Raw genomic sequence first — 20710 nt, 5'->3', positions numbered from 1 at the left:
AAACGGGGCTAACGCTTTTATGCCTATTTAGAAGAGACGTATTTTAGTGAGTAATGACTAAACTCTGCCGGCATTTACTACTACCTTTTCCACTTGCAGGTACTTCTTCCACTCGTCTGTCTCTGCTACCTGCTTAATTACCTCATTTCTGTCTTGCAGCAACTGCCGCATGTAGCGTTCCAGAAATAGCCAATCTGCTATTTTTCCAAGTTGGCCTAGGGGAGAGGTATAGTCAAAGCTTTCGGTAATGGAAGTTGTGGTTGGAGAAACAGCGGTAAACTTATGCTCATGTTTGAAACGTTTGAAAGCGCCACTTACCATTTCATCTACAAAATAATAGGGTCTTTCAAAGTGAGTGATGACTGAAGTTAGCTTTTGCTTTACTCCAAAGTGAACAGCTTGCCAGGTAACTGTCTCTTGGAGGTCTATCAGTCCTGCCACAACGCCTGCCACTGCTTTTTCTTGGGTTTTGGCAGTAGAGAGCATGTGTACATCTATGCTTCTTGACAAATCAAAACACACTTCTACAGGAGCTTTGACTTCCAGTTGCAGGTTGATAATGGGCATGACAAATAACGTAGCAGTAGTTCGTGAGTTAGCAGTTTACTTGTGAGGGGTGTGATGACGCTGTGGTATGGAGTATACCATAGAAGCTGGGGTAAGCACAACCCTATGTTTCTACTCCTGTAGTAAGTATTTCTCTATAGCTACAGCCACACCGTCTTGAATACTGGGCAAGGTCACTTCCTTAGCCACGGCTTTCACCTCTTCTCTTGCGTTGCCCACCGCTATACCGTGGCTTACGGCTTGTAACATTTCAATATCATTGTAATTGTCTCCGAAAGCCATTACCTCAGCCATAGGTATGTCATAGCTGTGCTTCAGAAGCAATTCAAGAGCGGTAGCCTTTGAAATAGAGCGTGGGGCAATTTCCAGATAAGTAGATTTTGACCGGTACACATAAATTTCTTCTGCAAATTGTTTCTCTAGCGCATCTGCCATGGTGGCAATGGCTTCTTCTGAGCCCATACACATCACCTTATGAGCTCCGGACTCAGCGCTTTTCCAACTGCTGAGTATTTCCTCTATTTTAGAAATGGTAGGGTTTACTTTAGTATTTCTTATTTCCCGCTCAGTCCATTGGTCTTGTTGAGGAGCATGCCATTCGTCATTTACATATAAACTCACGTGAATGTCAGTACCGTTAGACAGGTCAAAAATGGTTTGGCAGATGCTGGCTGGAATTTGCACAGTGTCTAAGACCACAGGTGTGTTGGGGCTACCCTCCTCAAAAAGCAGAACATACCCGCCGTTAAAGCAAATCATGGGTTGGTTGAGTATGCCAAGTTCCTGCTGCAGGTGGCGCATAGCGCTGGGCATTCTGCTGGAGGCAAGAATAAACGGAATCTTATTGTTCAAAGCTTTAACAGCTGCTATAGTTCTAGCGGAAAGCTCCCGGTCACTGTTCAATAAAGTACCGTCAATATCAGTGCAAATGGCGCGAATGTTCATGTGCCAAAGTTAAGTAAAAGTGGTACAACTGACGGAAAGCTTTATGTTTTGAGGCTGATTTAGTAAATAGAGGCCAAAAACAGGGGGAGCTATCATGTAGATATGATCAACTGCCCAAGCCTCTCATATTATCTTCATTAATAATTCTAGACTAAGTGAGAAATCAAATGGAATATACTTTATTCAGATAACTTTCTGAAGTTTGAAAAAGACACAAGGTCTATATGATAGGGCCAAAGCTCATTGGAAGGTACATTAGGAAACAAGGTTACCACCGATGTCTTTACCAATTCTTTGTTTTTATCAGTTTTGATTTTAAGGTCATAATTTATTGGAACCTTCAACCCACTTTTTAAAATCAAAAAAATGCTCTGCCTGTCTCCGAATTTCCCGTAGGTAAATATGCCTTCAATTTCATCATCAGCTACTTTTTTACTAAATAATGCCGCCGCACTACTTACTTGCACCTCTTCATTAAAAGCTTCCTGACTCTTTAGTGTGAAGCTGTAATTGTCTGAATCAGTGGAATCAAGTTTTAAGACAAATTTAGTGTTTAGCTTCACTACAACCTCTTGGCTTTTGGTTTGCCCTAGATAGTTTGACAGAAAAAGGGGGAACAATAGAAACAGATAGTTTTTAAACATAATATCAAAGTTTTATAGAAGTTTGAAGGAATAGTTGATTTTAAGATTAGGTGCTTTTGGTTGTTAGGTATTAGATATTTTTCTCGTAATTCTTCCCTCAAAGCCTATTTTGGTTCCGTCTTCTTACTCAACGTCTACTGCCATTTACGGCGAGCAAGGCCGTAGGCCGTGGCACGGTTTAAGCGCAATGTTGAGTGGTGTTATTATTTCTTGTTCTCAAAGGCCGTTGATAAATGCTTATCCATGTCTCTCCAGAACAGTACTGAATACCCTCTAGAAATTTGAACAGGTTTAGTATTTGCGGCAATTAACTTGAATGTTTCATGATTGGGAGCATACTTAGCACTTACCTCAGCTACCATAAACTTTGTTATCGGCGAATGCGGATTATCAATTGCTTTGATTGGTGTTGAGGAGAAATCTTTAAAAGTATCTATTTCTCTTTCAAAGAAATCAAGTAATTCACACACTGCAGAGCGTCCTCCTTTGTCTTGATGTATGCCAATAACTCTTAGCAATGCATAATTTCCTGTGGAGTGCCTATAACTAAATAAGTCACCAATATTAAATAGAGAATTCTCCTTATATATCTTTGGCAACTTCTTGGACTTAGGCTGAGGTGAAAGTAATTGAAACTTAAGTTTTTCTAATACTTGTTTTCTTTTCTCAAATAGCTTTTTGTCCTCACTCCACCTATGTAAATCAGCTCCATTCTCAATAATGGATAAAGCTTTTTGCTTTACCTCTTCAAGAAGCCTACCTGTTGACCATTGTATTGAGGATAAAGAAAGCCAAAATACAGAGCCTTCATCTATATCATTGATTTCTTCTTCATACACTGCCGTTAATTCTTCAGTGGCATTTTGAGGAGACATTCCCTCACCAATTAATTCTTTGAAATCATCCCGTATGTCACAGGCAAGATCATCAGAAAATAATGCAGGTCCCCATGCTCCCATAATAAATAATTTATTTAAGTTGATATACACTAACGGATAGTATAAACGGCGGTGAGGCCGTCGGCCGGTGCTGGCGTTTAGGTGTTGTTATGTCTAGTTTTTTAACTGTACCTAGAGCTTAATTTAAGATCTTTTTTGGTTAACCTAGATAATTCTTTTGCAAACTCTATAATTTCAACTTCTTGCCCAGATAATAATTCTAGACTCCCCTTGCTTCGGACTCGAACCTCTAAATAGTAAGTATCTACATAATCATTTTCGTGCCGATATTTTTCTAGGGATATCTAATCTATCTCTTCAAACTGACAGAAATCCTTTCCATTTTTAATTAGTATACTCTTATCATAATTGAAGACAATATGTGTGCTCGCATTTACAAACCAATTAATAAAACCTCCTATATATAAAAAACAAATAATGATTATGACTATTGTAGTGGCTTCTAAATTAAATTGGTTGAAAATTAAACAAACTACAAATAATAAAATTGAAATTGTAACAAAGGCTACTAACCATTGCCTCTCAATATTTATTATTATCCCATCCTTATTTCTAATAATATTTCTCATATTAAAATAAGACATAACGGATTAATATAAACAACGAGCTAGGCCGTCGGCCGAAGCGTGATGTTTGCACAATGTGCTTGTTGCACAACTGGCTGAAGATAAACGTAAAAGGGTGTAGCACCAAATCTTTTCACCTCATGCAGGGCAGGAAGCAATTCGAGGACGAGCGGGAGCTTCGCTTCTCGCTCTCGGCGCACGTGCCGGAGCACAACTTCTACCGGCGGCTGAAGGAGAGGCTGGACCTCTCGTTCCTTTATGAGCTGACCGCTTCCTGCTACGGGCGCTGCGGCCAGCAGTCCATCGACCCGGTGGTGTTCTTCAAGCTCTGCCTGGTGGGCTACCTGGAGAACATCGCCAGTGACAGGAAGCTCATCGAGCACTGCGGCCTCCGGCTGGACCTCCTGTACTTCCTGGGCTACCAGCTCGACGAGCCGCTGCCCTGGCACTCCACCGTCTCCCGTACCCGGCAACTGCTGCCCGAGCCGCTCTTCGAGGAGGTCTTCACCCGCGTGCTCTCCCTGTGCGCGGAGGCGGGCATGGTGGCGGGCCACACCCAGGCGGTGGACTCCGCCCTAATCAAGGCCAACGCCTCCATGGACTCGCTGGAGCTGAAGGTGCCGCGGCATACATTGGATGCCCACCTGGCGCAAGTCCGGGCCATCAGCCGCGGGGACCGGAAAGCGAGGGTCAACAAAGCTACTCCTCAGCAGCGGTCCGTCTCGGCCAGCGCCGACGAGCTGCGGGAGATCAGGGCCCGCAACCGGAAGTGGAGCCTGGAGCAGGACCTTAGGCCGGGAGCCCACAACAAAGGCAGCAAGTACACCTCCAATAAGACGCACTACTCCCCCGTGGACCCGGATGCGCGCATCGCCGTCAAACCGGGCAAGGCCCGCAAGCTCTGCTACCTGGCCCAGCTCTCGGTGGATACCTCCCACCACACCATCACCCACGTGCAGGCGGACCTTGCCGACAGGAAAGACAACCAGTGCCTGCCCCGGCTGCTCGAGGTCCTTACCCAGCGGCTGAAACAGGTAAACCTGAGCTGTAGCCATATTCTGACGGATGCGGGCTACTCCTCGGGCGAGAACTACGCCTTGCTTGAGCAGGAAAGCATTACGGCCTTCATCCCGCCGCACGGCACCTACAAAGGCGGGCCCGAGGGATTCAGCTACGATAAAAAAGAGGACTGCTGGGTCTGCCCGCAGGGGAAGAGGGCCACGTTCAGGAAGGTGAAGGTGGAGCCGAAAAACAACATCAAGAAGAAAATCTACTTTATCACCCGCAGGGACTGCAAGGGCTGCCCTCTTCGGGAAAGCTGCATCGGCAGGAGCCATGAGAAGAAGGTGGAGATCACCTATTACCGGGAGGAGTACGAGCGGGCGATAGCCAGACTCAAAAGCCGCTACGGGCGGAGGATGAAGGGGCTCAGGCAGGCCACCGTGGAGCCGGTGCTGGGCACGCTCATCAACTTCATGGGCCTGAGGAAGATCAACACCAGGGGGATCAAGCAGGCCCGCAAAGTGATGCTCTTGGCTGCCGCGGCCTATAACCTCAAAAAACTGCTGCTTTACAAACCTAGAAAGAGCCAAACCGCTGCCATGGCACTGCCAAGGCCTTCTGTGGCTGCGCTTTTCAGGCGGTTTTGGACCGCAGAGATCAGGAAGTCATCCCGAAATAGCCAGATATTGATTTGGCCGCTCGTTGTTAGCCCAGAGTTGTGCAACAGCTACCAATGTTGGTGGTAGTGCTTTTTTAGTTCTTTTCTTTCCTGAATATCATTACAGTACCTTCATCTGGGTCACCATAGTTAAAGATGATTCCGTTGGCTTTGTTTTCACCTAGTAGTCCCGCATAATTCATTTCATCAGGCGCGGAATCTAGTAATATTCCCCAGTGCTTCTTTATTCCCCTTGAGCCATAGTCCACACTTCCAACCGTTTCCAGGGTCCATTCTCCTTTTCTAGTGACGCCATTCAAGTAATTATATTCACCTGTGGCAGAAACTCTGAAAAAAGGTATTTCTTTTATCTCATAGGTTTTATCTGCTTTGATGATAATCGTGGGTTGGCGTCTTCTAATTTTATTTTTGTCTAGATTATAGTTTACAGTCTGTTTATCAAACCTATAAACTCCCACTACATCCTCTATTCTTGGTTCTTCTGTCAGATATTCATCTGCATATGGGCTGTAAAAACAACTTGTTACCAAAATCAGCAAGAAGCAGGGCGAAACTAGATTTTTCATTTTAACTATTTGCATTACCATCAACGGTTTGGCTTAATGGCGGTGGAGGCCGTCGGCCGATGCTGGCGTTTAGCTCTTGTTGTAGAACGAATTTCTTTTAGCTTATCCAGCATCCATATTTATTAATTAACTTCCAACTGCTTTCATTAGCTTTTTCATAGATGAATACGCAGGCATGGGCGCAGACACTTCCACAATAAAAGTATTTCCAGAACATTACCTTTCTCTTGTCCACGGAGAACAATGGAATTGTAATGTGATGGACATTATTTCCTGAGGATTTAACCATTTTTGAACCATTGAAATCAGTTTCCCAGTTTCCCTGCACTTCTGATTCATATTGCTGACTTAAAAAATCTATGTCTTCCTTGCTGAAGATAGTGTCCTGTTTTAGGAAGTGATAGAATTTAGACTCAAAAGATAAGGTATCTTCAAAAGGGCCACCCACATGAATCATGGCTGCTTTCCAACTAATGGATTTTTTGAAAATCTTCTTAAGTCCACGTTTCCTATCTTCAGTATACTTTGGAGTATTTAAAATCTCCCACTGCACAAATTGTTCAATTTCTGAATCAGCTACCATTGAGCTATAGCTTTGCCCATAACCAAAAATGGAATTCAGTAAGAGAATTACTAGGAGAGCTTTCTTCATGTTTTATTTGACCTACAACGGTCTCATATAAACAACGAGCAAGGCCGTCAGCCGTAGCATGATTTTTATATAATGTTGAGTGGTGTTATTTTTTCTATATACCTGACCATTCTTCAAACCTCTGGTCAATACGTTTTCTTATCATGTCGTAGTTATCCCACGTGTCCTTTACATAATAAAGTGAAGGCAGCTCCTCTGCAAGCGTTGCCTCCAAATCAGAAAGGTATTGGCCTTTCTCGAAGTCGAAGTAGTCGGATGTGAAGTCTGCCCCAGTCTCGTTGAGTTCATCTGTCGAGAAAATTCCGTCCAAGTACTCAAAGTAGAACCTTGTCCAGTAATGATTTTTTCCTTTACCCTTCTTATCTCGTCGGGATACTCTTGCAGGAGCAAATTGCTTGAAAGGTCGTTGTCGATAATCCAGTTAATGTATAGACCTGTGTGGACGTAGGCTTGGTAATCATCTAATCCCTCAGGGAAGTCCCCACCCAAGTGCCATTTGGCTTTGTCGTAAGAAACTGTTTCCCTGACGTCTTTTGGTGATTCCTTACCTATTCTGTAACCCTTGCCTAAATACTGCTCTGCGGTTTGCTCCAATTCAGCTAATGCTTTTTCATCTGAGCCGCAGCCTCTGGTAATTTTAGCTACTACCGTTTTACCAACCTTTCCTTTAGAAATATATAAAAGCTTACCCTCTGCCTCCAGTTTTACAAAGTCGGTGGTTATTCTGTTTTCTTTTATGAGGTAAAGCTGATTCATATGTATAACACCACTCAACGGCTAGTGTAAGCGGCGGGCGAGGCCGTCGGCCGAAGGCTGGCGTTTACACCTTGTTGGGTGACGTTGTTTTTCTTGCGCCGCCCACTGATTTTTTTCTGTTTTTGCCCTGTTTTCAGAAAAGTAGCCTGAAAACAGGTAATCGGAGAGTCTTACTTTTTCCTTCTGTGCGTTTTTGGCTTGTTTTCCCGAAATCAGGCTGAAAACGCATTGCAGAAGTCGGAGTGCACGCATTGCTGATAAATTCCTTTGCACGCATTTTGCGTCGATTCTTGCTCAAACGCAACGTCAATTCCTCTTCTGCAACTTTTGCTACTCTTGCTGATCAAAGTCGGGCGGCGTTCCCCAACTTTTGCTAAGGTAATTTACTTCTTCTGCTGGTTTTCTTCTGCTACTACTGCAGATTTTATTCAGCTTCTGCTACTCCTGCTGATAAATTTTTCTGCTGTGCCAGTTGGTGAAAAGTTCTCACAATGACACCCAACTACCGGCTAGCAGGAGTCGGACTCCCACTATCTGCACTGTATGTGTAGTTTGTCTTATCCGTAATGTTACGGTTTATTTTTTTGAGACTTTTCCCTTTACTAATTCAATATACACGTAAGGCGGCTTATTTACAACAGAATTGTAAAAGGCTCTTTTAAATGCTGAAGAAGAGGACTTCTATTGAATGAAAGCAAAAACTGTCAGAAAGAAAGGCAGGAGAGGGAGGGATATAACCGTAAGCTAAACGTTTATAAACGTTTAGCTTACGGTGAACTATGGCTACGGAAGTTCCATGAAGTAATTTGCTGTTTTAGGGCTGATTTCACCAAAATGGCCCTAAAACAGAATAGTATGCATGCCAACTTTTTCTAATCGTCTTCGTAATCTAAACCCATTATCTTGTTGTACGCTCCCTGTAGTTCAGAAAAGGCGTGCATCTGGCCTTGCTGGCGGCTTACCTGCATACCTTTCTGGTAAGCCTGTTTGGCTAGCTCAGTTTCATTCAGCTGTAGGTAAAGGCTGGCAACATGATAGTAGGTGCCCACATAGTCGGGGTGCTCGCTCAACAGCTTTTCATAGAAAAAACGGGCTTTTTCTACGTCCGTAGGCCTGTATTCCGTAGCAATGGCGTACATCGTGAACGGGTCATTGGGGTCTTCTTCGTAGAAGGCCAGTAGTTGGGTCAATCTGCTGTTGGGCGTTTCCATTTGAATAATTATTCTTTAACTTGCCCACAAATTTAGTCAAATCCGCTAACCCTAAGTCAAATGAAGATCTTAGTTTGCATTAGCAACGTGCCCGATACCACCACTAAAATTACCTTCACCCCAGACGGTAAGGAGTTTAACACCAGTGGCGTGCAGTTCGTGATAAATCCCTATGATGAATACGCCCTTACCCGCGCCATTGAGCTGAAAGAAGCCCAGGGCGGAAGCGTAACCGTACTCAACGTTGGCGAAGCTGACACCGAACCTAATATCCGCAAGGCGCTGGCCATTGGAGCCGATGATGCCATTAGAGTAAACATAAAACCCACCGATGCTTTTCTAGTTTCGCAGCAAATTGCGCACTACGCCAAAGAAGGCGGCTATGACCTGATCTTGATGGGGCGCGAGTCAATTGACTATAACGGCTTTCAGGTGCACGGCATGGTAGGGGAGCTAATGGGAATACCTACCGTTGCGCCGGCCATAAAATTAGAGGTAAACGGCACTACCGCCACCCTGGAGCGTGAGATTGAAGGTGGTAAAGAAATCATAGATGTAGCCTTGCCATTGGTAGCCAGCTGTCAGCAGCCTATGGCCGAGCCACGCATACCAAACATGCGCGGAATCATGACTGCACGTACCAAACCCCTAAAAGTAGTGGAGCCGGTAGGGCAGGAGGCCAAAACCAGCGTACAGCACTATGAGCTGCCACCGGCTAAGTCGGGCGTGAAAATGATTGACGCCGAAAATGCCGGTGAGTTGATTAAATTATTACGTAACGAAGCTAAAGTTCTATAAGCATGTCAGTATTAGTAGTGATAGAATGCGCGAACGGCGAAGTGAAGAAGTCTTCTCTGGAAGCAGCTTCTTACGGGAGCAAAGTAGCAAGTACTTTAGGTACCACGGCCACGGCAGTGGCCATTGGGGATGTTCAGCCCGGTGCCCTTACCGGTTTAGGCGCCCAGGGAATTTCCAAAGTGCTTTTAGACAATGATACCCGCTTGCATAATTTTGTAGGTTCGGCTTATGTAAAAGTTATTGCCAAGGCAGCTGCACAGGAAAACTCAAATGTTATAGTGCTGTCTAATTCAAATATAGGCGCCGCCATTGGTTCGCGTTTGGCCGTGCAGCTGGGCGCAAGTTTAGCTACTAATGTAGTGGCACTGCCTGAAATCTCAGGAGCTACCTTTACTGTGCGCCGCGGCGTGTTCTCTGGCAAGGCGTTCTCAAACGTAGAGCTTACTGCAGATAAAAAGATTATTGCAGTTAAGAAAAACGCAATAGAAATAGAAGAAGCCGCTGGGGGTACTGCCACCGTCGAAAATTTCTCAGCAGATCTTTCTGATGCTGATTTTGCCACGGCTCCCAAAGAAACCATCAAGCAGTCCGGTGACATTCTGTTAACCGAGGCAGACCTGGTAGTTTCAGGTGGACGTGGACTCAAAGGGCCAGAGAACTGGCATCTGATTGAAGATTTAGCCAAGGCCTTAGGAGCCGCCACCGCTTGTTCTAAACCAGTGGCAGATGTGGGCTGGAGACCTCACCACGAGCACGTAGGCCAGACCGGTATCACCGTTAGCCCTAATTTATACATAGCCGTGGGTATCTCCGGAGCTATTCAGCACCTGGCAGGGGTAAACTCTTCTAAAGTAATTGTCGTTATCAATAAAGACCCAGAGGCGCCTTTCTTCAAAGCCGCCGATTACGGTATAGTAGGCGATGCCATGGAAGTTGTTCCTAAATTGATAGAGGCCGCCAAGGCTTTATAGACAAATAGAAGAGATATTGTGAAGAAAATTGAGCTAGAGATTCTGGGTTTATCCTCCAGCCAGTCGCAGTCTGGGTCTTTTGCCCTTGTGTTGGGTGAGAAGGAGGGAAGCAGGCGGTTGCCTATCATTATAGGTATGTTTGAGGCGCAGTCAATTGCCATCCAGATTGAGAAAATAAACCCTACGCGGCCGCTAACCCATGATCTGTTCAAATCTTTTGCCCAGCAAATGGACGTGAGCGTGCGCGAAATCATGATTTCTGATCTAAAGGAAGGAGTATTTTTCTCTAAGATTGTGTGCACTGACGGCGAGAAGGAGTTTGAGCTAGATGCCAGACCCTCTGATGCCATAGCCATAGGTCTTCGCTTTGGGGTTCCTATTTTCACAGTTGAGTCTGTTCTTTCTGAAGCCGGAATCATTTTAAGTGACATGGATGAAGAGGAAGAAGATGAAGAAACTGATGAAATCCCTACTTCGTCTTCCTCCAGCAGCAGCGCATCGTCATCTTCTGCGTCGTCAGGTAAAATCTCAGAGGTGTCTGTAGATGAACTGAACACTATGCTGAACGAGGCCCTGGAGAAGGAAGATTATGAACGCGCGGCAAAAATAAGAGACGAGCTAAATAAAAGAGGTTAAGCTAATTTGTATAAAGTAGAAAGAAAGTCTTGGGCCCCGCCCAAGACTTTTTCTTTTTCCGTAGAATTGGCTTAATTTTGACAAATTTGTCTTCTATGCTATTGCTCCAAGGCCTCATAGGCTACTTTGTTCTTATAGGAATTGCCATTCTTTTTTCAACTAACCGCAGGGCCATTAACTGGAAGCTGGTAGGGGTAGGGGTTTTGCTTCAAATTGTATTCGGATTTCTGGTAACTGAGGTAGGTTTTGTGAAGGCGGGTTTTGAAGCGGTCAGCAATGGCTTTGTAAAGCTCCTGAGCTTTTCAAGCGCCGGTGCTGAGTTCTTATTCGGGGAGCTGGCCAAGCCGGGTTCTGCGGCGGGTACGGGTTATATCTTCGCTTTCAATGTGCTGCCCACTATCATTTTCTTTTCAACGGTAACAGCCGGTCTTTACTACCTGGGTGTACTGCAGAAAATTGTGTACGGCATTGCCTGGGTAATGTCAAAAGGCATGCGCTTATCTGGGGCTGAAAGCCTTTCGGCAGCGGGTAATATATTTTTAGGTCAAACGGAGGCCCCACTGTTAGTTCGTCCCTTTATCCCAAAGATGACCCGTTCAGAGCTAATGAGTTTGATGACGGGTGGTATGGCCACTTTGGCCGGTGGCGTGTTAGCGGCCTATGTAGCTTTCTTAGGCGGTAACGACCCGGCACAGCAAGCTATTTTTGCGGCTCACTTACTCACTGCCTCCATCATGAATGCTCCGGCAGGAATTGTCTTGGCTAAGATTTTGGTGCCAGAGACAGAGCCCGAAAAAATAAATACAGAACTTGAGGTCAACAAAGAGTCACTAGGGGTGAACGTGATAGATGCCATGTCAACGGGCGCTGCCGATGGCTTGCGTCTGGCCCTGAACGTGGGTGGTATGTTATTGGCCTTTATTGCCGTAATCGCTTTGCTTAACTATATCTTACTAAGCATTGGGGGCGCCACTGGCTTGAACGAGGTTATAGTTTCATCTACTGAAGGGCGTTTTGAAGGCTTGAATTTTCAGTACATCTTAGGTCAGATCTTCAGAGTATTTGCTTTTCTGATGGGTAGCCCCTGGCAAGATACGTTGCAGGTAGGTAGCCTTTTGGGTCAGAAAACCGCTGTGAATGAGTTTGTAGCTTATCTAGATCTGGCTAACATGAAGGCGGAAGGCACACTATCTGAAAAGTCAATCATTCTGGCCACGTATGCACTGTGTGGTTTCTCAAACTTTAGCTCCATTGCCATTCAGATAGGTGGTATTGGTGGTATGGCACCAAGCCAGCAAGGAAACCTCTCTAAGTTAGGCCTTAGAGCCCTTCTAGGCGCCTCCATCGCCTGCATGATGACAGCCACCATTGCCGGTATTTTATTCGAGCTGTAAAGCTTAAAAAGCAAATACACACTTCTGAGTCCTGAGTCAAAAAAAGTAGCAAATTTAACCACACCCTCGTTAGCGCCTCCTTCGAGAGCGGGCAACGCAGAAGCCGAAGGCGCCGAGGCGCTTAGCGGGAGCACGAGATATAGGTTCAAATTAGCAGTAGCCGCAGTGGCTATGGAACATCGCACATTGGCCAAGTGGTAAATTTAATGAAGCCCCTTTTGTCTGAGCGGCAGCGAGTCAGGGGCTTCTTGATTCTTTTGGTTACTTTTCTCATCAAGGAGAAAAGTAACAAACCCATGCAGGGAGAGAAGAAGCTAGAAATATAGGAATAGCGGTTGTGGGAGCAAAAGCTTTTTAAGTTGTTGGTGAGAACACACAACAACGGCAAAGGGTACAGCGGTGGTGGGAGTTATAGTGCTGGTATAAGAATAGCGTCTTCGTTAGATCCCTCGGCGATGCTCGGGATGACCGCAAAGGAGAAAGATCAGGAATGCGTGGACCGGCAGGTGTAAACATCCCCTTCGCCCCCTTCAAAGGGAGAGTTAAGTTTTAGTTACTAGGTTGTGCCTAACAACATTTCCCTCTCTACTTATGAATGGTTTAAGGCTATTTTTCAAAAAGTAGCTCTAATACAAGAACCAGAAGAAAGCCTTATACTTCCCCGTTTCGGATATCCTCATCCCGCTGCTCATTTTCTTCAATCTGCTCAATCTTCTTGGCATCACGCATTAATCGGTTAGAGAAAATGAAGTCATTCAGTTCTTTCACGCGGGTATCCATTATTCCGGAGCTGTGTCCTTCCCAAAGCTTTTTGCCTTTGTACAGAAACATCACATTGTCACCATATTCCAGTACAGAGTTCATGTCATGGGTTACCACAATGGTGGTGATGTCATATTCTTCGGTGATCTCTTTGATGAGTTCATCAATAGTGATGGCAGTCAAAGGATCTAATCCGGAATTGGGCTCATCGCAGAATAGATAGGTACAGTGTGGGGCAATGGCACGGGCAATACCAACCCGTTTCTTCATACCGCCACTAAGCTCTGAAGGCATTAAATTGCCGGCATTCTCCAGTCCTACCCGCTGCAGGCAAAACTCAACCCGCTTCTTGCGCTCGGTACGGTTCATGTCGGTGAGCATGGTTAATGGGAACTCTACGTTTTCGTTCACATTCATGGAGTCAAACAAGGCACTTCCCTGAAAGAGCATGCCAATCTTGCGGCGTATTTCCTGCCGTATGTCTAGCTTGTTATTCGTGAAAATTCGGCCATCATACGTTATACTGCCTAAATCAGGTTTCACCAGGCCCACAATGCACTTGAGCAGCACACTTTTACCAGTACCGCTGGCACCAAGCAGCATGTTCATTTTACCAGACTCAAAGACCCCGTCTATGCCGTCTAGTACTTTTTTATCGCCGAAGGTTTTATGGATGTTATGAATTTCTATCATTCGTCATCAGCTGAAAGCTGTAGTTAAACGCGTGCTCTGCCAGTAACTACTACGGCTTTGAATTTCTTTACTATTACAATGCCCTTCATTTTATTTCTAAAGGCGAAGCACTAGTGTTAAAGTAAAACTTGGGCGCAGACATAATCTGCAATCAATACTGCAATCACGCTGTTGGTCACAGCTTTGGTGCTTGATTCTCCCACTTCCAGCGCCCCGCCTGTGGTAAAAAATCCTTTATAAGAAGAAATGGTGGAGATCAGAAAAGCGAAGACCACTGATTTGATTAGCGCAAAAGTGATGTTATACGGAATAAATTCTGAGCGTAAGCCAGTAATATACTCCTGACCTGACAAAGCGCCTGATAACGTTCCGGCTAAATATCCACCCAAAATGGAAAGGAACATGGCAATTACCACCAGCATTGGAAACACAAATACCGACGCCAGAATCTTGGGCAGCACCAGGTAAGAAGCCGAATTGATACCCATTACTTCCAGCGCGTCTACCTGCTCAGTGATGCGCATGGTGCCTAAGCCACCGGCAATGTTAGAACCTACTTTACCAGCCAGAACAATGGAGGTAATGGTAGGAGCTAATTCCAGAATGGTCATTTCGCGTACCATAAAACCAATGGTGGAGTTAGGTATAAAGGCGTTGGTGAGGTTATAGGAGATCTGAACACAAGTAACCGCTCCAATAAAAGTAGATACTACCCCTACAATAAAGACAGAGTCAATGCCAATTAAAACGGCTTCGTCAATTGTCCGTTTAAACAATATGCCAGGCGACTCTGACCTTTTTACAAGGCTGAAGAGAAAGAGAAGATAAGAACCTAAGTTTTTCATGCAATTTTACGTACCAAGCTTCCGGTGTGTCTGGTGGTGCAGGCGCTAAAAGGCCAATCTTGGTTTCAAATGCCTATATTACGTTGAAAAAAGAAAAAACATCAACCTCATGCAAAAATATATAGTGGTAACCGGCGGAACGAAGGGTATTGGCAGGGCTATTGTAGACCGTTTCGCGGCCGAGGGATTCCACATTATTACCTGCGCCCGCAGCGAAAACGACCTGAAGAAACTGAAGCTGGAGCTAGAGGAAAAGTACACCTTCAGCAAAGTGTTTTACCAGGCCACCGATGTAAGTGAAGAAGGGGAGATGAAGCGTTTCATTGCCTTCATCAAATCTTTGAAAGTAAAGGTAGACGTGCTGGTAAACAATGCCGGTTTCTTCATTCCGGGCATGATACATCAGGAAAGCGAGACGGTGTTGCGCGAGATGATCAACACCAACCTCTACAGCGCCTATGACCTCACCAAAGGATTGGTGACAGACATGATCAAGCGCCGCGAGGGCCATATTTTTACCATTTGCTCCACGGCCAGCGTGACCGCTTATACCAACGGAGGCTCTTACTGCATTGCCAAGCACGCTCTCTACGGCATGACACGGGTGTTGCGCGAAGAATTGAAAGAGCATAACATCAGAGTAACGGCTGTACTGCCGGGGGCAACCTTTACCGCCAGTTGGGAGGGCGTGGACCTGCCAAAAGACAGGTTCATGAAGCCTGAAGACGTGGCCTCTGCCGTTTTCAATGCGCATTGTATCTCCAAACAGACTGTCATAGAAGAACTGTTGTTACGTCCGCAGCTGGGAGATATATAATGAACAATGAGTAATGACGAATGATCAATAGAAGAGGTGCGTAAAGTATAATTTTAGATTTAGTTAAATAATATTTTTGTTTCGTTTTAACATTGAACTGACAGCTCTTTATTAATCATTACTCATTGTTCATTAATCATTGTAATTCGTTTATTAATTTTGACCTAAACAGAACCCTGTATCTATGGAAATAGAAGGAAAAGTAGTGGTGATCACCGGCGCGAGCAGCGGAATTGGCTTGGCTGCCGCCAAATTATTGTTAGAGCAAGGAGCCACAGTGGTAAGCTGGAGCCGCAGCCGTCCCAAGATTTCTCACCCAGATTTTTATTTCTTTGGGTGCGACGTGCGCCATGAACAGTCGGTGCTGACTGCCTATGAACAAACCGTTGAACGTTTGCGGCAGAACATTTCAGTTCTGATCAACAATGCCGGCCTGGGCATACAAGGTGCTTTAGACACTATGAATCCTCGCGACTGGCACACCATGATGGACACCAATGTGAACGGTATCTTCTACTGTACCAGACTTGTATTGCCACAAATGAAAAAGCAGCTGGAAGGGCATATCATCAATATTTCCTCTATCGCTGGCTTAACTGGTATTGAAAATATGAGTGGCTACTGCGCCACCAAGTTTGCCGTGCGGGGTATATCTCACTCACTCTTTAAAGAGGTTCGCCCGTTCGGAATTAAAGTCACGTGCATTTACCCGGGTTCTACCGCCACTCACTTCTTCGATGGCTTTGAGGGTACCGGTACCGCTCCTGAAAATATGATGCAGCCTGAAGATATTGCTTCCACCATTTTGCACGTTCTGCAATCGCCGCCAAACTACCATCACGTGGACATTGAGGTGCGTCCGCTGATGCCAAAGGGGCGTCCTGACCAAAAGAAAGCCTAACCCACACGCATGGGAATTGAAGTAAAATATTTAACTAAAATGTATGGCCCACAGGCGGCCGTAGACCATGTATCGTTCACGGTAAACTCTGGGGAGATTGTAGGTTTTTTAGGCCCAAACGGTGCCGGAAAATCTACCACCATGAAAATTGCCACCTGTTACCTGCCCCCAAGCAGTGGAACCGTTTTGGTAAACGGACATAATGTGCTGGAAGAGCCGAAGGAGGTGCGCCGGCAAGTTGGTTACCTGCCTGAACACAACCCATTGTATTTAGACATGTATGTGCGCGAGTACCTGCATTTTGTAGGAAAACTTCATGGCATGGGCAGTAGTCAGGTAAAAGCCCGCACTGAGGAAATGATTCAGCTATGCGGCCTCACCCGTGAAAAGCACAAGAAAATAGGTGCGTTGTCAAAAGGGTATCGCCAACGTGTGGGCCTGGCGCAGGCGTTGATCCATGATCCTCAGGTGCTTATTCTAGATGAGCCCACTACTGGCTTAGACCCCAACCAGATTGTAGAAATACGGCAGTTGATCAAAGAAGTGGGGCAGGCTAAAACGGTTCTTTTCTCTACCCACATCATGCAAGAAGTAAATGCTCTGTGTGACAGGGTCTTGATCATCAACCAGGGAAAACTGGTGGCAGACAGCCCAGTGGCAGAACTGCAGAACCTGGGTCGGAAAGAAATCAGAATATTAGCTGAATTTGAAGCCGAAGTAAATCCTTCACCGCTTCAATCTCTACCAGGAGTACAAAGAATTGAGCCCGCTGGTTTGTACAAGTACCGTGTTGTTGCTGTTCCCGGAACTGATTTACGCTCAGCAATATTCAGGTTGGCAAGTGAACATGGCTGGCCCTTGATCGGATTGCAGCAGGAAGAGAATTCTTTGGAGAAACTGTTTCAGGACTTAACAAAAGCCGCCAAATAAAGCTCTGTTTTTGACACGTTATTAGAAAAACAGGCTTAAAACAGAAATTGCGTCTTTGTTCGTTACCCATGTTTTATGAGTGATTTTTTAGTTTACCTAATTATTGGTGTAGCAGTTTCTTTAACTATGTTTCTTCTGAAAAGAAGTACTGGGAAAGAAACACATAAAAATGAGGAAGGATTTATCGAATTAAGAATGCCGAAGCTCTACGCAGTGGCAGGCATAGTTGGTTTTGGCATTGGTTTAATTTTTCTGATGGCAATGGTCATGGTAGATGACATGAGCCTTGGTGAATCAATTGGCATTACAGCCGTAATGTTAGGCATTTTCTGGGGAGCTGGCATACCATGTTTCCTGTGGTACAAGAACCATCGAGTTACCTTTGATGAAACTACAGTTGAAGTAAAAAGCGTGTTCGGAAAGGTCAAAAAAGTCAATTGGCAGGAAATTGAACATGTACAGTTTCATGCTTTCTCTGGCTTGATCAAGTTAACAGATGTATACAATACCAAAGTGGGCGTTCACCAACATTTAAAAGGGCTTTATTCTTTTGCGGAAATGCTGGAGAAAGAAACAGATTGGAATGCGGCAGAGCTAAAGTTGCCGATCCAGAAGAGGCCAGTAACTTCTAAAGCTTAAATTAATCATTGCCTATTACACCTACATGGGCGACTACTAAAAATGTTTTAGGCTTATTATTTGAAAAACAGGCAAAAAAAAGGATACAAAAGGTTAACAAATAATTAAAAAGCAATCAGCCATCAACAATTAACAATCAACATAAACGAACAATGTTCGCCATACTTTCCAAAGAGTTTAATTCATACCTCAATTCCCTTATTGGCTATATAGTCATTGGGGTGTTCTTAGTGGCCACGGGGCTATTTATGTGGGTGTTTCCTGACAGCAGCGTGCTAGACTATGGCTACGCCGATCTGCAGAGCGTTTTTTCCCTGGCTCCCTGGTTATTTCTGTTTCTGATCCCGGCCATTACCATGCGTACGTTCGCCGAGGAGCGGAAAGGGGGAACCATGGAACTGCTGCTCACTAAACCCGTTTCAGACACGCAGCTTTTACTGGGTAAGTTTTTCGCCTGTTTGCTGCTGGCCCTGTTCGCGCTGCTACCCACGCTGCTGTATTACGTGAGTGTGTATTTGTTGGGTGACCCGGTGGGTAACATAGACTCAGCGGCGGTGGCAGGTTCATACCTGGGACTGGTATTCCTGGCGGCTGTGTTTGTGGCTATGGGCGTTTTTGCTTCTTCGCTTACTGAAAACCAAATAGTGGCCTTTATTCTGGCAGTCTTTCTGTGTTACCTGGTGTACACCGGCTTTGATCTTTTGGCCTCCATTGATGCTTGGGGCACTTCTTCTTATTACATTGCACAACTAGGTATTTCGTACCATTACAGCTCCATCAGCAAAGGGTTGATTGATTCAAGAGATGTGCTGTACTTTCTGAGCGTGATTTCAATTATGTTATTGGGTACTAAACTAGTGTTGGAGAGCAGAAAATGGTAGAAGAGACAAACGAAACCGCCCCTCCACAACCAGAGGTAGAAAACCGCCGCCGTCAAGACTGGACCTTCTTTTTAGTGGCTGTTGGGTTACTGTTGGTACTCAACTTTGTGGCTAGCCGCTACTTCTTCCGGATAGATTTGACCGAAGATAAACGTTATACCATTTCTGAACAAACCAAAGAGTTGTTGGGAAATCTGCAAGAGCAGGTACAGATAACGGTATATTTAGAAGGTGAATTTCCCGCCGGATTCCGGCGCCTGCAGAATAGCACGCGTGAGATGCTGGAAGAATTCCGCCTGTACTCGGACGGTAAAATACAGTACCAGTTTATTGACCCTAGTGCCAACACCAATGAGCAGGCGCGAAACCAATTTTATGGCCAATTGGCGCAGAAGGGGTTGCAGCCTACCAATCTGTTTGCCCAGGAGGGGGACAAGAAGGTAGAGAAGATCGTATTTCCGGGGGCTTTAGTCTCAGCGGGGCAAAAAGAAACGGCAGTAACCTTGCTAAAAGGCAGCCAGGCTGCCACGCCTGAGGAACGATTAAATCAATCTATCGAGGGGCTGGAGTATGAGTTGGCATCGGCGCTAAGAAAGGTATCATCGGTTAGCTCCGGGCGAATTGGTGTGTTGCAAGGGCATGGCGAGCTGTGGGTACCGCAGGCAGCTGATTTCTTGGGTACGCTGTCTGAATACTACACCGTAAATAGGGCTGATTTAACTCAAGTGCCGGACCTGAATAATTTCAACTTAGTGGTGATGGCCAGACCCTCTCAACCTTATACCGAGGCAGAGAAATACAAGCTAGACCAGTTCATCATGCGGGGGGGCAAGGTGCTGTTTCTGTTAGATGGCGTGAACGCTTCTTTAGACAGCTTGCGGGAAGGAGTGAATGTGGCTTTCCCGAACGACCTCAATCTCACTGACCTGCTTTTCAAATACGGCATAAGAATAAACCATGATTTGGTGCAAGATCTGAACGCCAGCTTCATACCTATGGTAACAGGTTATATGGGCAACCAGCCCCAGACGCAGTTGGTGCCTTGGAACTACTACCCTCTGCTCACTAATTTCAGTAAGCTCCCCATGACGCGCAATTTAGATGCCGTACAGACTAAGTTTGTCAGCTCACTTGACACGGTAAAGGCGGTAGGAATCAAAAAGACGCCACTAATGTGGACCTCCCAATATTCACGCAGACGGGAGGCTCCCGTTTCCATTTCATTAAACGACCCAAGGGTAGACCGTGACCCGCGTCAGTTCAGCCAGAACGCTATTCCGGTGGGGTACCTGCTGGAAGGCACCTTCAAATCAGCCTTCAATAATCGTCCGGTGCCGGAAGGCGTGCTTATTCCTTTTCAAGCGGAAAGTAAGCCTACACAGCTAGTCATTTTCTCTGATGGAGATTTGGCAGCCAATGAAGTGGATCCTAAAAGTGGTAGGCCTATGGAGCTTGGCTTTGACCGCTTCACCCGCACCCGCTTCGCCAACAAAGAGCTACTGAAGAATGTGGTCGATTTTCTGTTAGATGAAAAAGGTTTGATTGAGCTTCGCGGGAAAGAAATTCAGCTGCGTCCACTAGATAAGGCAAAGCTTCGCGAGGAAAGAAGCAAGTGGCAGGCAATCAACTTAGGCGTTCCTTTGGCGCTATTGCTGCTCTTCGGCGTACTTAAGTTCTGGTTCCGCAAACGGAAATACGCGAGGTAACAATTGCTCTAGAAAGCTCCTATTTTCAGCCTGTTTTTGATAAACTAAGTCTAAAACAGGAACAGTTTAAAATTTGTAGTGCCTGCGCTAAAGGCCTCACTGGTATAAACAACGGTGAGGCCTTTCTACGCTATAGCAGATACAAATGAAAGGTTAGATCCAAATGAGCTGAGGTTAAAAATTTAGCACT

General features: G+C 45.4%; 21 protein-coding genes and 1 pseudogene. 12 read left to right on the top strand and 10 right to left on the bottom strand.

Features of this window, described 5'->3' with window-relative positions; translation table 11 throughout:
• Positions 1-57: 57 nt before the first annotated feature.
• From A8O23_RS02275 to A8O23_RS02260, 4 genes are all read right to left on the bottom strand, one after another.
• Positions 58-567 (bottom strand): SRPBCC family protein, encoded by a 510-nt coding sequence (locus A8O23_RS02275; RefSeq protein ID WP_066616029.1) that lies wholly within the window; start codon positions 565-567, stop codon positions 58-60.
• A gap of 111 nt (positions 568-678) precedes the next feature.
• A complete protein-coding gene (locus tag A8O23_RS02270; RefSeq protein WP_066616028.1) occupies positions 679-1512 on the bottom strand; it encodes a Cof-type HAD-IIB family hydrolase in 834 nt (277 codons plus the stop codon).
• A 179-nt stretch (positions 1513-1691) separates the two neighbouring features.
• A complete protein-coding gene (locus A8O23_RS02265) occupies positions 1692-2075 on the bottom strand; it encodes a hypothetical protein (RefSeq protein ID WP_153042048.1) in 384 nt (127 codons plus the stop codon).
• Between the two features lie 284 nt (positions 2076-2359).
• Complete coding sequence (locus A8O23_RS02260) at positions 2360-3115, bottom strand: hypothetical protein (RefSeq protein ID WP_066616024.1); 756 nt, start codon at positions 3113-3115, stop codon at positions 2360-2362.
• Between the two features lie 706 nt (positions 3116-3821).
• Here A8O23_RS02260 and A8O23_RS02250 point away from each other — a divergent pair.
• Positions 3822-5429, top strand: a complete 1608-nt coding sequence (locus A8O23_RS02250) for an IS1182 family transposase (RefSeq protein WP_161486683.1) — start codon at positions 3822-3824, stop codon at positions 5427-5429.
• A gap of 7 nt (positions 5430-5436) precedes the next feature.
• On the opposite strand, the gene A8O23_RS02245 is transcribed toward A8O23_RS02250, so the two are convergent.
• The 4 genes and pseudogenes from A8O23_RS02245 to A8O23_RS02220 all read right to left on the bottom strand — a co-directional run bounded on the left by A8O23_RS02245 (position 5437) and on the right by A8O23_RS02220 (position 8547).
• Positions 5437-5943 (bottom strand): hypothetical protein, encoded by a 507-nt coding sequence (locus A8O23_RS02245; RefSeq protein WP_066616017.1) that lies wholly within the window; start codon positions 5941-5943, stop codon positions 5437-5439.
• A gap of 82 nt (positions 5944-6025) precedes the next feature.
• Positions 6026-6580: a hypothetical protein gene (locus A8O23_RS02240; protein WP_066616015.1), complete on the bottom strand. Its 555-nt coding sequence runs from the start codon at positions 6578-6580 to the stop codon at positions 6026-6028.
• A 94-nt stretch (positions 6581-6674) separates the two neighbouring features.
• Positions 6675-7336 (bottom strand): annotated as a pseudogene (locus tag A8O23_RS02235) (DUF7832 domain-containing protein).
• An 872-nt stretch (positions 7337-8208) separates the two neighbouring features.
• Positions 8209-8547 (bottom strand): tetratricopeptide repeat protein, encoded by a 339-nt coding sequence (locus A8O23_RS02220; protein ID WP_066616011.1) that lies wholly within the window; start codon positions 8545-8547, stop codon positions 8209-8211.
• Between the two features lie 60 nt (positions 8548-8607).
• On the opposite strand from A8O23_RS02220, the gene A8O23_RS02215 reads away from it, so the two are divergent.
• The 5 genes from A8O23_RS02215 to A8O23_RS21535 all read left to right on the top strand — a co-directional run bounded on the left by A8O23_RS02215 (position 8608) and on the right by A8O23_RS21535 (position 12858).
• Positions 8608-9345 (top strand): electron transfer flavoprotein subunit beta/FixA family protein, encoded by a 738-nt coding sequence (locus tag A8O23_RS02215; RefSeq protein ID WP_066616010.1) that lies wholly within the window; start codon positions 8608-8610, stop codon positions 9343-9345.
• A 2-nt stretch (positions 9346-9347) separates the two neighbouring features.
• Positions 9348-10316 (top strand): electron transfer flavoprotein subunit alpha/FixB family protein, encoded by a 969-nt coding sequence (locus A8O23_RS02210; RefSeq protein ID WP_066616009.1) that lies wholly within the window; start codon positions 9348-9350, stop codon positions 10314-10316.
• Between the two features lie 18 nt (positions 10317-10334).
• A complete protein-coding gene (locus A8O23_RS02205; protein WP_066616007.1) occupies positions 10335-10952 on the top strand; it encodes a bifunctional nuclease family protein in 618 nt (205 codons plus the stop codon).
• Between the two features lie 95 nt (positions 10953-11047).
• Complete coding sequence (locus A8O23_RS02200; protein ID WP_066616907.1) at positions 11048-12346, top strand: NupC/NupG family nucleoside CNT transporter; 1299 nt, start codon at positions 11048-11050, stop codon at positions 12344-12346.
• Positions 12347-12711: 365 nt separating this feature from the next.
• On the top strand, positions 12712-12858 hold the full coding sequence (locus A8O23_RS21535; RefSeq protein ID WP_161486682.1) for a hypothetical protein: 147 nt from the start codon (positions 12712-12714) through the stop codon (positions 12856-12858).
• 139 nt (positions 12859-12997) lie between these two features.
• Here the strand turns inward: A8O23_RS21535 and A8O23_RS02195 are convergent, their stop codons facing one another.
• Positions 12998-13801 carry an ABC transporter ATP-binding protein gene (locus A8O23_RS02195; RefSeq protein ID WP_066616005.1) on the bottom strand — a complete coding sequence of 268 codons (804 nt, stop codon included), beginning with the start codon at positions 13799-13801 and terminating at the stop codon, positions 12998-13000.
• 116 nt (positions 13802-13917) lie between these two features.
• The gene (locus A8O23_RS02190; protein WP_066616004.1) at positions 13918-14646 is read right to left on the bottom strand and encodes an MlaE family ABC transporter permease; all 729 of its coding nucleotides are present in this window, start codon (positions 14644-14646) and stop codon (positions 13918-13920) included.
• Between the two features lie 109 nt (positions 14647-14755).
• On the opposite strand from A8O23_RS02190, the gene A8O23_RS02185 reads away from it, so the two are divergent.
• The 6 genes from A8O23_RS02185 (at position 14756) to gldG (ending at position 20520) form a co-directional block, all read left to right on the top strand.
• Positions 14756-15463, top strand: a complete 708-nt coding sequence (locus tag A8O23_RS02185) for an SDR family NAD(P)-dependent oxidoreductase (protein WP_066616002.1) — start codon at positions 14756-14758, stop codon at positions 15461-15463.
• Positions 15464-15647: 184 nt separating this feature from the next.
• Entirely contained in the window at positions 15648-16364 is a 717-nt protein-coding gene (locus tag A8O23_RS02180; protein WP_066616000.1) for an SDR family oxidoreductase, read from the top strand.
• Between the two features lie 9 nt (positions 16365-16373).
• Positions 16374-17294 carry a gliding motility-associated ABC transporter ATP-binding subunit GldA gene (gldA, locus tag A8O23_RS02175; RefSeq protein ID WP_066615998.1) on the top strand — a complete coding sequence of 307 codons (921 nt, stop codon included), beginning with the start codon at positions 16374-16376 and terminating at the stop codon, positions 17292-17294.
• A gap of 75 nt (positions 17295-17369) precedes the next feature.
• The gene (locus tag A8O23_RS02170; protein ID WP_066615996.1) at positions 17370-17933 is read left to right on the top strand and encodes a hypothetical protein; all 564 of its coding nucleotides are present in this window, start codon (positions 17370-17372) and stop codon (positions 17931-17933) included.
• Between the two features lie 152 nt (positions 17934-18085).
• Positions 18086-18814: a gliding motility-associated ABC transporter permease subunit GldF gene (gene gldF / locus A8O23_RS02165; RefSeq protein WP_066615994.1), complete on the top strand. Its 729-nt coding sequence runs from the start codon at positions 18086-18088 to the stop codon at positions 18812-18814.
• Positions 18808-20520, top strand: coding sequence for a gliding motility-associated ABC transporter substrate-binding protein GldG (gldG, locus tag A8O23_RS02160; RefSeq protein WP_066615992.1), 1713 nt, complete (start codon positions 18808-18810; stop codon positions 20518-20520). The genes gldF and gldG overlap by 7 nt, the downstream gene beginning before the upstream one ends.
• Positions 20521-20710: the final 190 nt, after the last annotated feature.

Source organism: Rufibacter roseus (assembly GCF_001647285.1).
Taxonomy (GTDB): domain Bacteria; phylum Bacteroidota; class Bacteroidia; order Cytophagales; family Hymenobacteraceae; genus Nibribacter; species Nibribacter roseus.
This window is presented reverse-complemented; position numbering and strand designations above follow the sequence as displayed.